The organism is Actinomycetospora succinea (assembly GCF_004363095.1).
GTDB classification, from domain to species: Bacteria; Actinomycetota; Actinomycetes; order Mycobacteriales; family Pseudonocardiaceae; genus Actinomycetospora; species Actinomycetospora succinea.
In genome coordinates, this window is sequence record NZ_SNYO01000003.1 from 339,646 (window position 1) to 352,161 (window position 12,516).

Below are 12,516 nucleotides of genomic sequence, written 5' to 3' on the forward strand. Positions count from 1 at the left end.
TCGACGGTGGCGAGGGCCTGCGGGATAGCCGTCCCGCACGCTCTCGAAGCACCCGACCCCACGGTTGCCCCGACCGGCCGCACCCGTTGAAACGATCAGCCGCCTCAGCCCGGCGGTGGCGCCGCGGCGGGCGGCAGCCCGATCCGGTCGACGACGGGGATCGCGAGGCGCAGCTCGCCGACGCCGGTCGGGTGGAACGGGTGCGGGTCGTCGAGCGACTGGAGGTCCGGCCCGAGCCCGTCCGGCGACGGCTCGCACAGCGGGGTCAGCGGCGGCGCGACGACGTCGAAGCCGTAGCGCGCGGCGCCGGCGGTGAGCACCCCGTTGAGCTCGGCGTTGCGGTCGGAGAGCAGCTGGATCTCCTCCGGGGTGAGCCCGGGGTACTGCAGCGGGCCCCGCGCCGTCGAGCACCGCGCGTCCGGGCGCAGCACGTCGTAGCTGGTCATGACCACGACCCGCGGCTTGGACGGGAGGGTCGCGAGGTCGGCGAGGAGGTCGGCGTAGTCGCGGTCGAAGGCCGCCAGCCGGTACCGGAACTCGCCGGCGGTGAAGTTGTCCGCGCAGTCGGCGACCGCGTAGCAGTAGCCGATGAGGTCGGTCCAGTTCAGGTCGTTGGGACCGACCGCGACGACGACGAACGCCGGGTCCTCGACCTGCTTGAGGCGCCCGATCTGCGGCGGGACCGTGACGCCGCCGGTCTGCTGGGGCCCGCGCAGGCCGGTGGCGATGCGGGCGCCGGAACAGGCGAGGTTGAGGACGTCGTCACGGATCGCCGCGCCGAGCTGGCGGGCCAGCGAGTCGCTGCTGCGGGCGCAGGCGACGTCCTCGGGCGAGGCGCCCGGCGCCGGCGTCCCGCCGAGCCGGGCCACCCGCGAGTCGCCGATCACGACGCCCCGCACCCCGGAGACGGTCGGGCCCACCGGCGACGGGGTGACGTGGTGCGCGCCCGTGAGGTCGGTCAGCGACTCCGCGCTGCGGAGGTCCTGCGCGCCGGCCACCGCGAGCGCGCCGCAGGCCCCCCACACGACGAGGGACACGGCGAGCGCGGTGATCGTCGACAGCGTGAGCGTCCGGGAGAGCCGACGGGCGATCACCGCGGGCCGGGCGCCGGCGCCGGAGCGGCGGGCGGTGAGCCGCAGGGTGGCGAGGACCCGCAGCGAGCCCACGAGCCCGCAGACCCCGAGCACCACCGCGACGAGGATCAGCGTCGCCTTCCCGAACCACGCCTCGAAGCCCGTCACGATCGCCGAGAGCGCCTCGGTCGGGCTGTCGCCGTCGGCCAGCGACTCGAGCGCGGACCCGGCGGTCTCGTTGCGCTGCACCGGGCCGATCGAGAGCTGGGGACGGATCGGCCCGTAGATCGTCACGTCGGGGACGTCGAGGCTGGTGTTGCCGATCTGGACGATCCGCGGCGGCCCCGAGGCCGTCGCGCTCGGCGGCTGGACGCCCACGCTGATCTGCTGCCCGAACGCCTCGACGTCCTGGTCCGGGGTCAGCACCAGCGCCGCCCACACGCCGGCGACGACACAGGCCACGACCAGCAGGAGCGTCACCGGCGAGCGCAGCTCGCGCCGGATTCCGCGGAGGCGGCGGCCCACGGCCCTCCTCGCTGGTCGACTCCCCCGGAGACATCCCGGGCCCTGTCGGCTCCCAGCCCTACCGGACCGACCCCGTCGGCGTCACCCGCTCGTGGCGTCCGTCCTGTCGCGGCGCTCGAGCGTCGCCAGCGCCGCGGCGACCACGGCGGCCACCACGAACGACAGCAGCGACGCCGAGAGCCACGACGGCGGCGCGAACCCGATCGCGTCGCGCAGCGCGGTCCAGGCGTCCGACCAGCCCGGCGCACCACCGGGGTTGACCAGCTGGTACACGGCGAGACCGACCACCCAGGCGACGACCATGAGCGGGCGCGACGGCGCCCACCGCGACAGGTCCGGCGCGGCACCCCGGCGGACCAGGGCGTCGCCGACCCCCACGCCGAGCAGCGGCACGAACACCGACCCGATGACGGCGAGGAAGACCGCGTAGTCGTCGATGGTCACGCCGAGGGCGAGCACGGTGACGAGGACGCCGATCACCAGGCACAGCACCCGGCGGTCGGCGCGCGGCGCGAGGTTCTGCACCGAGATCGCCGTGGAGTAGACGTTCGCGAACGACTGGTCGGTCTCGCGGGCGGTGAGCACCAGCAGCGCCACGAGCCCGAGCGGCGCGGCGAGCATGGGGGCGAAGACCGCGTCCCCGTCACCCGCGACGAGCGCGAGGGCGGCGAGCCCGACGACGAAGCAGACGATCTGCGTGATGCCGTAGCCGACGGTCGCCGCGGTGAACGCCGTCGAGACGCGCCGCGAGTGCCGGGAGAAGTCCGAGGCGACCGGGATCCACGAGACGGCGACGGCGATGGCCGCGTCGGTCCCGGCCCAGAAGCCCTCCCAGGAGCCGCCGCCGGCGGCGAGGTCCAGTTCCGGCCGGGAGAAGAGCCACCACGTGAGGTAGGCGACCGAGATGGCGACCAGGATCGTCACCACCCGCCGCAGCAGCCGCAGCATCCCCAGCGGGCGCAGCGTCAGCAGGGTCGTGACGACGCCGGCGCCGAGCACCCAGGCCCAGGTCGGGCCGCCGAGGGCGAGCGTGCCGGCCTGGGCGATGACCACCAGCTCGAACGTGCCCCAGCCGACGAGCTGGACGACGTTGAGCACCGACGGGAGCCACGACAGGACGCCGCCGAACAGGCCGCGCAGCAGCACCATCGCGGGCGCGCCGGTGGCCGCGCCGGGCATGGCCGAGAGCCCGACCATGGCGCTGCCGATGAGGGTCCCGACGACGGTCGCGACGACCGCGGCGGTGACGGTCAGCGGCGGGGCGCCCGCGGGCTGCAGGACCGCGAGGACCCCGGCGAAGCCCAGCAGGCTGACACCGAGGTTGGCCCAGAAGGCGCCCTGGTCGAGGAACCCGAGCGTCTTCGGCACCGGGCCGTCGAGGGTGGGGGCGACCTCCGCCGGGCCGTCGTGGGCCGTGGTGGAGGTGGACGCAGACGTACTCACAGCAGCCTCCCTGCGCCGGCATGATCCGGATCAGGTTCCGACGGTCGGGACCGCGCAGGTCCCCTCTCAGCCCGGTGGCTCCGGACTCCCGTGAGCGCCGGTCGGCGCCTGCCGACGACCGTACGCGAGACACACACGACCCACACGCCACGAGGGGCCGCCCACCGTGATCGCGAGGATCACGGGGACGGCCCCTCGGGGTCGTGCGGTGGCGGTTACTGCGGCAGGTTCGCGCAGGTCCGGTTCTCGTTGATGCAGGCGGCACCCGCGTCGTTCGAGTCCTGGCTGGCCAGGTTCTCGAAGTCGGAGTGGTCCGTCTTCGGGTCGTGCGTCTCGTTCGGGAAGCTGTCGATCTGGAACGTCCGGCCCGCGGGCTGGTCGTAGGTCAGCGTGATCCGCAGCGCCGGGATCGGCTTGAAGCCGTCCGAGCAGTTGCCGTCGTCGTCCGCGAAGGCCATGTGGTCACGGAAGTTCGCCGACTCCAGGTTCTGGCCGTCCCAGCAGCTCGGGTAGTCGAGCAGGCGCATCAGCTTGCCGCCGCCGCTGCAGATCGGGTACTGCTCGGTGACCCGGTCCTGGGCGTTGGAGCAGGTGTACTTCGCGTTGGCGTTCTCGCCGTTCTGTGCGCCCTGCTTCGCGTTCCCCATGATCATCATGAGGTGGGTCGGCATGGGCTCGACCGGCTCGTCGCCGTGGCCGCGGAAGGTCAGCTGCGCCGAGGTCGGCTTGAGGATCGAGCCGACGTTGCCGTCGAGGCTGCCGCCGTCCTCGCCCTCGTCGGGGCTCTGACCGTTGATGTTGCGCAGGACCGGCCAGAAGAAGGTCGACTGGTCGCCGTTGCCGCAGGACGTGCCGGCCTGCTCGAGCGAGTCGTCGTCCGAGTTCGCGTCGGTCGACTCGTTGCCGACGTAGTCGTGGACGTGCTGGGCACCGTTCTTCTTGCCCGGCGCGGCCATGTAGTTGTCGGAGTTGTTGTGGTCGCTGACGCCACAGTCGACGGAGTACGAGCCGCCGCTGAAGGAGCCGCCCTCGCCGATGTTGCCGTTGGCCTCGACCTGGTTGATGTCGACGTAGTCGCCGCGGTCGGCGTTCCGCGCCTCGTCACGGCCCGGGAACGGGTCGGCGGCCTCGGCGGCCTCGACGTCCGCGCCCTCGTTGTCGGCGTCGACCTCGCCGTCGTCCTGGGTCATGCCGTTGTTGCCCTGACCCCGACGCTGCTGACCCTGGTCGCCGTCCTGGCCCTGGTCGTCGTTCTCGTCGCCCTGGGCCTGGCCGTCGCCGCCCTGGCCGTCGCCGTTCTGGTCGCCCTCGTCCCCGGAGTCGTCCCCGGAGTTCTGGTCCGACCCGTTGTCGTCACCCGATTCGCTGTCCGACTCGTCGCCGGACCCTTCGGAGGACGAGCTGCCGGTGAGCGAGCTGAGGATGCCGCCGTCACCACCGCCGTCCTCGGCGGCGGCCGAGCCGGCCGCCACGACGACGCCGGCCGTGACCAGCAGGGCCGCCACGGTCGCGATGAGCCGTGTCGGCAGGTTTGTGCGATGTCGTCCGCGTCGGGGCACGGGAACCTCCTGACGGTGCCCGCGACGCCGGGACGGGGGAGCTCGTCCGGGGAATCGACGCCGGGGACATGGGTGTCCTGCCTGTGGATGTCGGCGGAGCACGGGCGGCGGCAGGAAAGAGGGGGAGCGTCGCCGTCCGGGCTCCGACGGAAGGTCACGGTAGGGACACGGCCGTCCGGCGACCGCTTATCTGAGAGATCTCAGCTCTGGACGCCGCTCGCAGGGCCGCTGAGCGCGACGATCGGCAGGGTGGTGGGGCTGAACGGATGAAAATCTGGTCCGCTCGCGCCAGTGGGCTCTCAGGGAAGGACCGCCGACGAGCATCACGTCTCCGCTCGCCGCTCGTCGATTGAACTCGAACGCGTCCCGGTACAAGCTGGACCGCGATGAGACCTGATCGTTATGCGGGCGCGGAGCGGGGCCGCGTGCTGTGCGTGGCCCCTTCCCATCGCACAACGAGCGTCCTGGTCGGGACGTTGCGGTCGCACGGCTTCGAACCCCAGCTCCTCCGGGAGAGCTGGAGCGTCGGGGCGACCGCACGGGCCAGCGGCGCGCGGGCCGTCGTGCTGGACGTGGAGATGCCGGGGCTGCGGCCCGTCGAGGTGCTCGCGGACCTGCACCGCGACAGCCCGCGGACCCCGATCATCGCGCTGACCAGCCCGGAGGCGCGCGACCGCACGGTGTCCACCCTGCGCGCGACGCAGGACGACTACCTGGTCACGCCCTTCCCCATGGAGGAGCTGCTGGCGCGCCTGCGGCTGCGCCTGGGCGACGACCGCCCGACCGCGCAGCTGTTCCTGCGCCGCGGCGAGGTGGCCGTCGACACGGCCCTCGAGCAGGTGTTCGTCGAGAACAAGCCGGTCAGCCTGTCGCGCACCGAGTACGCGGTGGTCGACGCGCTCATCCGGCACCCGCGCGGCCAGGCCATGTCGCAGGAGCAGCTCGTCACCCGCGTCTGGGGCGGACCGCCGACCTCGAACATCGTCGAGGTCTACATCGGCTACCTGCGCCGCAAGCTCGGCGCGGAGCGGATCCGCACCGTCCGCGGGCGCGGCTACATCCTCGAGGGCTGAGTCCCTTCCCAGGGCCCGTCCTCAGGGCGCGAGGACGAGGTGCCCCGCGCCGCGGCCGATGACGTAGGTCGGCCAGCCGGGGCCGGTGCCCGTCTCGTAGGTCAGCGTGCGGTCGGGGGGCTCGACGGGCCGGCGCTCGGCGTGCAGGAAGTTCACGCGCAGCAGGAACCCCCCGAGCGGGCCCGCCGAGGCCAGGCGCGAGTCGACGATCGACATCAGCCGGGCCCGGTCGCTGAACTGGTCGACGATGTCGCAGCGGCACGCGAACGCCAGCGTCCCGATCTCGCCGGGCGCGAGGACGCTCTGGTCCGTCGGCACCGCCCGGCCCAGCTCCGTGCCGGCGTTGATGTAGTCGGCGGCACTGGCCCAGTTGCCGAACACCGCCGGGTGCGGCCACGGGATGCCGAGCCCGGTCTGGTGGCCGATGCTCACCCCGGCGACGAGCGCGAGGCCGGTGACGACGGCGGTGGTGCGCTGCAGGCTCAGGTCGGCGGCGCCGAGCGCGGCGCACAGCGTCAGCAGCGCCAACGACGGGCAGTAGTACCAGATGTAGGACGAGACGCCCATCGCCGCGTACGCCGCGTAGTGCACGGCGCCGGCGAGGCCGGCGGCGACCACGACGCGGTCGAGCAGCCGCCCCTCCCCGCGCACCCACCGGGCGGCCGAGACGGCGACGGACACGAGGCCCACCCCGACGACCACGCCGACGACGAGCATGGCGATCGGCCAGCGCTCGGCCATGAACAGCGGCCCGTTGCCGAAGACCTCGCCGCCGGGGAACGCGCCGCTCGTCTTGATGATCAGGCTGTCCGGGACGAAGCTGCCGAGCACGAACCACGACCAGACGTGCCACGGCAGCGTCACCAGCGCGCCCACCCCGACCGCGACCAGCGCGCCGCGCACCGCCCGCGGGGCCGCGGCGAGGAAGAGCACCGCGACGAGGACGACGGCGGGCAGCACGAGGTCGGGACGGGTGAGCACGCCGAGGCCCATGACGATCCCGGTCGCGACCGGGCGCCGGGCGGCGGCGTAGCGCACCACGGCGACGAGCAGGGCCGCCACGAGGAACGACTCCATGCCGACCACCGCGGCGAAGATCGGCGAGCTGACGATCAGGCCGACGGTGAGGAACGCGACGACGGGGCGGCGCAGGCCCAGCTGCGCGGCCAGCGCGGACGCCCAGACCGCCATGGCGGCGGTGGTGGCCACGAGGACGAGGCCGGCCGAGACCGCCGGGCGCCCGGTGACGACGATGCCGGCGGCGAGGAGCCACACGTTCAGCGGCGAGGTGGCCGAGTTGGCGTCGCGGAACGGCGTGAGGCCCCAGTGCCCGAGCTCGGCGACGTTCCGGGCGTAGTCGAGCGTGATGTAGGAGTCGTCGGGCATCCCGCGGTAGGCGACGAGGAACAGCAGCCCGCCCATCAGCGCGCCGACGGCGGCGATCAGCAGCGTCTGGGGCGACGGTCGCGGGAGCGTCCGCGCCGGCGGGGGGTCGTCGACGGTCACGGGGACGTCGTGGTCCGACCCGGTCGCCGGGTCGAGGCCGGTCGCCACCTCAGGTCATCCCCGGCTCGACGACGATCTCGTACCGCATCCGCCGGCTCCGTCTCCGTGTGTCAGCTGTCGGCGCCCATATCACCACGTCGAGCTGGTCGAGCCCGTAGCCGGGGCGGTCGCTAGGCGGGGAAGAGGGTGTCCTCGCGCTGCGCGGGATCGCCGCCGACGCGGATGAACCACTCGGTGCCGAAGGCCATCGCGAACCGGTCGTCGGGCAGCGCGAGGAAGAAGGAGTCCTCGGGGATCTGGCTGCGGTGCACCCGCATCGCCGCGCGCTTGGCCTTGAGCCAGGGCGTCACGTCGACCCGGGTGGTCAGGACCGACTCGGGCGAGCCGAAGGCTTCCGGGTCGAGGTCGGGCATCTCCTCGCCGGCCTCACGGGCCATCTCGGCCATGCGGCGGAAGTCGTCGCGGTTGGAGGTGGCCTCGTACACCCGCGGCGTGCCGGCCAGCTCGCCGGCGCGGCGCCCGACCCGGTGGACCTGGATGTGGTCGGGGTGGCCGTAGCCGCCGATGCGGTCGTAGACGGTGAGGACCTCGGCGTCCTCCTCCCGCAGGATCGCGGCCAGACGCTCGGCGGCCTCCTCGACGTCGGCGGACCAGAACGAGCCGGGCTCGCCGTTGGTCTCGGTGTCGACCATCCCGGAGTCGGTGTACCCGAGGAACTCGACCCGCTCGGCGCCGAGCACCTCGGCGGAGTCGTGGGTCTCCTTGACGCGGCGCTGCGCGAGCGTCTCGCCGTCGGAGAGCACGCCGGGCACGATCTCGCCGTGCTCGCCGCGCGTCGCGACCACCAGCACCACCCGGTGGCCGGCGTCGGCGGCGGCGCGCATGACGCCGCCGCAGGTGATGCACTCGTCGTCGGGGTGTGCGTGGAAGCTGACCATGGTCGCCACGACACCGAGCCTAGCGATCAGGCGAGCGCGATCGACGCCACCAGCACGATCGCGACGAGCAGCAGCAACGCCACCGTCCCGAGGATCACGCCCGCGCGCGGGCCCGGCCCGCGCGCGAAGAGCTCGCGGCCCTGGAGGCCCTCCGAGCGCGCCGCGGCGCTCGCCCACGGCGGGGCCGTGTCCTCCGGACGCGCCACGCCGCCCCCGGCCGCCCGCGCCGGCACCGCGCCGGGGACGAACTGCGTGCGCTCCGGCGGCGGGGGCGGACCGGGCCGTGCAGGACCGCTGCGCCACGTCGCCGCCCCGCGCGGAGGCGGCAGGGGTGGTGGCGGCTCGGGGCGCCGGCGCACCACCTGGGTCGCCTCCGGCGCCGGCTCGTCGCGCGCCACCACCTGCGTGCGGTCGGCGGCCGGTCCGGGGGCGTCGGGGACGACCTGCGTCGTGTCCGGGGACGTCCCGGCGTCGGCGTCCTGCGCCGACCACCGGAACGGCGGCGGGAACGGGTCCGCCGGCAGCGGGCGCTCGTCGGTGCGGGCGTCGTCCTCCTCCTCGGCCGGTGGCGGAGGTGGGCGGAGGGCGGGCGACGACGCGCGCGTCTCGGGCAGGGGCGGCGCCTCGGCGGGCGTCGCGGGCACGGGGATGCCGCGGAGCTGGTCGGCGTCCTCGGCCTGCTCGCCCACAGCGGGCTCGCCGGCGGGCTCCGCCGGTGCCGCGCGGACGGCGCGCCCCGGGAGAGGTGTCCACCGCGTCTCGGTGTCGGGCGGGTCGTCGTCGACCACGGAGGCGGGCCGCTCCGTGCCGGCCACCGTGTCCTCGCGACCCGGTTCGGCGGCACCGGCGGCCGACGGCGAGGACGGCGAGGACGGCGCGGACGGCGCGGATGGCGCGGACGGCGACTCCGAACCCGTGTCCTGACGACTCGGGTCGGCGGCGCCGGCGGTCGCACCGGCCGCGTCGGCGGCGGCCGAGGTCGTGGACTCCGGGTCGGCGACCGTGTCCCGAGGACCCGGGTCCGGCGCACCGGAGGCGCCTTCGGTCGCATCGGCCGTGGTCGGGCGCGCGGAGTCGGTCACCGTGTCCTGGGGACTCGGGTCGCCGGAACCCGCCGTCACGGGCGCGGGGTCCGCGACCGCATCCCGAACCGGCTCAGCAGCGGCTCCGGCCGCGTCACCCTCGGCCGGGCTCGCGGGCGTCGGGTCGGCGACCGTGTCCTGCGGACCCGGGTCGGCGGGACGGGTCGCGGCTCCGGTCGCGGCCTTCTCCGACGTCGTGCCCGCCGCGCCGGGCTCCGGGCTCGCCGGGGACAGGGCGCTCTCGACGGCTCCCGAGGCCGGGATCGTCGCCCGGGGAGCAGCGGGGGCGGCTGGCGTCGCCGGTCGCTGCGGCGCCGCGGGCTCCGCCGGACGCTGCGGCGCCGCGGACTCGGCCGTCCGCGACGGCGGGGTCGCCGGCCGCTCCGGACCCGCGGACGTGGCGGGACGCGACGGCGGCAGGACAGCACCCCTGTCCGCGGGCTCGGCCGGACGCGACGGCGGGGACGGCGGTCGGCGGTCGGGCGGGGGCGGCCCGCCACGCGGCGGCGGGGCGGGGCGGCCGGTGTCCGCCGGGCGTGCCGGCCCCAGCGGCCGAGGCCCGCCGGAGGGCGGGCCGGGCGGCGGCCGGTGCGGCGCGGCCGGGGGCGGCGCGGCCGGGGGCGAGGCGGTCGAGCGCCCGTTCGTGCGGTCACCCGTCGCGCCGTAGCCGGTCTCGAACCCGTCGTCGAAGCCCAGCTCGTGGTCGGCGGCGTCGAGCTCGCTGTCGTCGAGGTCGTCGCGCGAGGCCGGCGGGGGCGGCAATCGGGAGGCGAGGATCTCGTCGCGGCGGCGGCGGTACGACTCGGCGTCGACCCGGCCGGTGGCCAGGTCCTCGTCGAGCCGACGCAGCTGCTCCGGGACGCCCATCGCACCTTCCTCCGCGGCTCCGCTGATCAGGGCCGGTCGGTCTCGAACACCGTCCGACCTGCGCAGGTTCCGCACGGTAACGCACGACCGCGCTCCGTGAGTGATCTTCAGTTCGGCGACCCCCGGCGTGATCTCGGCGAAAAGGAGCGAACACTCCGGCTCCCCCTCACGAAGGTGGCGGCGAATGCGGCGCACGAGGGGCGTCGCGCACGTGGAAGAGCGGTCGAACTCCCCCGGCCGCGGACGAGAGGACGTCGCCGTGTCTCCGAGCTCGCGCACCACCGCCACCGCCTCCCGAGGCGGTCGCGTCCTGCCGCGGCCCGCCGAGGGCGTGTGGCCGGGTCTGCAGGACCCGGGCGAGAACCGGCTGCGCATGACCGTGGCGCGCGGGCTGGTGCGGTCGGCGGTCAAGCGCCTGCCGATGCACCTGGTGTGGCCGGACGGCTCGGTCGAGGGCGACACGGGCGGCCCCGGGCTGCGGCTCATCCGCCCCGAGGCCTTCTTCACCCGCCTCGGCCGGCACGGGCTGATCGGCTTCGGCGAGGGCTGGATGGTCGGCGACTGGGACTCCGACGACCTCGTCGGCGTCCTGCGCGTCATGACCGACCACATCGAGGAGCTCGTCCCCCGACCCCTGCGCAACCTGCGCCGCCTGTACGACCGGGGCCAGCCGCGTGAGGAGGTCGCCGCCGACGCCGAGGTCTCGCAGGAGAACGTGCACCGGCACTACGACCTGTCGAACGACCTGTTCGCGCTCTTCCTCGACGAGTCGATGATGTACTCGGCCGCCTGGTTCGACCCGCTGCGCCCCGAGGAGCCGCTGGTCGACGCCCAGCACCGCAAGATCGACGGCATCCTCGACCTCGCCGGGGTGCGCGCGGGCCAGCACGTGCTCGAGATCGGCACCGGGTGGGGCGAGGCGGCCATCCGCGCCGCGCGCCGGGGCGCCCGGGTCACCACGCTGACGCTGTCGGTGGAGCAGGCCGAGCTCGCCCGGGCCCGTGCCGAGCGCGCCGGGGTCTCCGACCGGATCACGATCGACGTCCGCGACTACCGGGAGGCGGCGGGCCTCTACGACGCCGTCGTCAGCATCGAGATGATCGAGGCCGTCGGCGAGCGCTTCTGGCCCGAGTACTTCCGCACCGTCGACCGGCTGCTCGCCCCCGGCGGCCGCTTCGGCCTGCAGTCGATCACCATGCCGCACCACCGGCTCGAGGCGACCAAGTCGTCGTACACCTGGATCCACAAGTACGTCTTCCCGGGCGGGCTGATCCCGAGCCTCGAGGCCGTCGACGACACCCTCGCCCGGCACACGACGCTGCAGGTGGTCGACCGTCGCTCGATCGGGCTCGACTACGCCGAGACCCTGCACCGCTGGCGCGACACCTTCCTGGCACGCGCGGAGGAGGTGCGCGCGCTCGGGTTCGACGAGACGTTCGTGCGGATGTGGGACTTCTACCTGGCCTACTCCGAGGCCGGCTTCGCGTCGCGCTACCTCGACGACTACCAGTTGGGGATCGCGCGTCCCTGATCGCGACGTGCCTGGACCCCGACGTGTCGGCCTTCACGAACAGTCAGGGCTGACCGGCACGGGGTGTCGGGGATAGCCTCCGCGCGGGTACACGCCCTCGTCTTCACCCGTGCCGCAGAGGAGCGCCGCAGAGAGATGGACACCAACGACGTCGCCGCGATCGTCACCGGAGGGGCCTCGGGCCTCGGCGGTGCCACCGTCCGCCGGCTCGCCGAGCAGGGCGCCCGCGTCATCGCGATCGACCTGCCGAAGGCCGTCGACGGGGCGGAGGCGCTCGACAACGTCTCCTACGTCGGCGCCGACGTCACCGACGGCGACCAGGTCGCCGCCGCGGTCGAGGCGGCGACGGACACCGGCCTGCCGCTGCGCGTCGTCGTCAACTGCGCGGGCATCGGCACCGCCGGGCGCGTGCTGTCGAAGAAGGGCCCGCACGACCTCGGGGTGTTCAACCAGGTCATCAGCGTCAACCTGATCGGCACCTTCAACGTCATGCGCCTGGCCTCCGAGGCGATCGCACAGACCGAGCCGCTCACCGACGGCGCCCGCGGCGTCGTGGTCAACACCGCCTCGGTCGCCGCGTTCGAGGGCCAGATCGGCCAGGTCGCCTACGCCGCGTCCAAGGGCGGCGTGGTCGGCATGACGGTGCCGGCGGCCCGCGACCTCGCCCAGTACGGCATCCGCGTCATGACGATCGCGCCCGGCATCATCGACACCCCGATGCTGGCCGGCGTCGAGGAGTCGTTCCGCGAGCAGCTCGCCGCGGGCATCCCGTTCCCGCAGCGGCTGGGCCGCCCGGACGAGTACGCGCAGCTGGTCGGCCAGATCATCGAGCACGACTACCTCAACGGCGAGGTCATCCGCTTCGACGGCGGCCTGCGGATGCAGCCCCGGTAGATCAGGCCCCGGTAGATCAAGCCCC

General features: G+C 74.5%; 9 protein-coding genes and 1 riboswitch. Of the genes, 3 read left to right on the forward strand and 6 right to left on the reverse strand.

Features of this window, described 5'->3' with window-relative positions; genetic code table 11:
- Window positions 1-104: 104 nt before the first annotated feature.
- The 3 genes from EV188_RS12885 to EV188_RS12895 all read right to left on the reverse strand — a co-directional run bounded on the left by EV188_RS12885 (window position 105) and on the right by EV188_RS12895 (window position 4,546).
- Complete coding sequence (locus EV188_RS12885; RefSeq protein ID WP_133826665.1) at window positions 105-1,598, reverse strand: GDSL-type esterase/lipase family protein; 1,494 nt, start codon at window positions 1,596-1,598, stop codon at window positions 105-107.
- An 81-nt stretch (window positions 1,599-1,679) separates the two neighbouring features.
- Entirely contained in the window at window positions 1,680-3,041 is a 1,362-nt protein-coding gene (locus tag EV188_RS12890; protein WP_133826666.1) for a purine-cytosine permease family protein, read from the reverse strand.
- Window positions 3,032-3,143: riboswitch (TPP riboswitch) on the reverse strand. It overlaps the preceding gene by 10 nt.
- A 113-nt stretch (window positions 3,144-3,256) precedes the next feature.
- Complete coding sequence (locus EV188_RS12895; protein WP_243741658.1) at window positions 3,257-4,546, reverse strand: DUF1996 domain-containing protein; 1,290 nt, start codon at window positions 4,544-4,546, stop codon at window positions 3,257-3,259.
- Between the two features lie 440 nt (window positions 4,547-4,986).
- Between EV188_RS12895 and EV188_RS12900 the strand changes: the two genes are divergently transcribed.
- Entirely contained in the window at window positions 4,987-5,673 is a 687-nt protein-coding gene (locus EV188_RS12900; protein WP_133826668.1) for a response regulator transcription factor, read from the forward strand.
- A gap of 21 nt (window positions 5,674-5,694) precedes the next feature.
- Here the strand turns inward: EV188_RS12900 and EV188_RS12905 are convergent, their stop codons facing one another.
- The 3 genes from EV188_RS12905 to EV188_RS12915 all read right to left on the reverse strand — a co-directional run bounded on the left by EV188_RS12905 (window position 5,695) and on the right by EV188_RS12915 (window position 10,066).
- Complete coding sequence (locus EV188_RS12905) at window positions 5,695-7,227, reverse strand: hypothetical protein (RefSeq protein ID WP_133826669.1); 1,533 nt, start codon at window positions 7,225-7,227, stop codon at window positions 5,695-5,697.
- A 122-nt stretch (window positions 7,228-7,349) separates the two neighbouring features.
- Complete coding sequence (locus EV188_RS12910; RefSeq protein ID WP_133826670.1) at window positions 7,350-8,126, reverse strand: PIG-L family deacetylase; 777 nt, start codon at window positions 8,124-8,126, stop codon at window positions 7,350-7,352.
- A gap of 17 nt (window positions 8,127-8,143) precedes the next feature.
- Window positions 8,144-10,066, reverse strand: coding sequence for a hypothetical protein (locus tag EV188_RS12915; protein WP_133826671.1), 1,923 nt, complete (start codon window positions 10,064-10,066; stop codon window positions 8,144-8,146).
- Between the two features lie 259 nt (window positions 10,067-10,325).
- Here EV188_RS12915 and EV188_RS12920 point away from each other — a divergent pair, with 259 nt between their 5' ends.
- Both EV188_RS12920 and EV188_RS12925 read left to right on the forward strand, forming a co-directional pair.
- Window positions 10,326-11,597 (forward strand): SAM-dependent methyltransferase, encoded by a 1,272-nt coding sequence (locus EV188_RS12920; protein ID WP_243741659.1) that lies wholly within the window; start codon window positions 10,326-10,328, stop codon window positions 11,595-11,597.
- 135 nt (window positions 11,598-11,732) lie between these two features.
- On the forward strand, window positions 11,733-12,491 hold the full coding sequence (locus tag EV188_RS12925) for an SDR family NAD(P)-dependent oxidoreductase (protein WP_133826673.1): 759 nt from the start codon (window positions 11,733-11,735) through the stop codon (window positions 12,489-12,491).
- Window positions 12,492-12,516: the final 25 nt, after the last annotated feature.

What these genes read in the sequence shown, in the direction of transcription:
- EV188_RS12900 (WP_133826668.1), top strand. Translation starts at nt 4,987, where the DNA reads ATGAGACCTGATCGTTATGCGGGCGCGGAGCGGGGCCGCGTGCTGTGC.
- EV188_RS12925 (WP_133826673.1), top strand. Translation starts at nt 11,733, where the DNA reads ATGGACACCAACGACGTCGCCGCGATCGTCACCGGAGGGGCCTCGGGC.
- EV188_RS12915 (WP_133826671.1), bottom strand. Translation starts at nt 10,066, where the DNA reads ATGGGCGTCCCGGAGCAGCTGCGTCGGCTCGACGAGGACCTGGCCACC.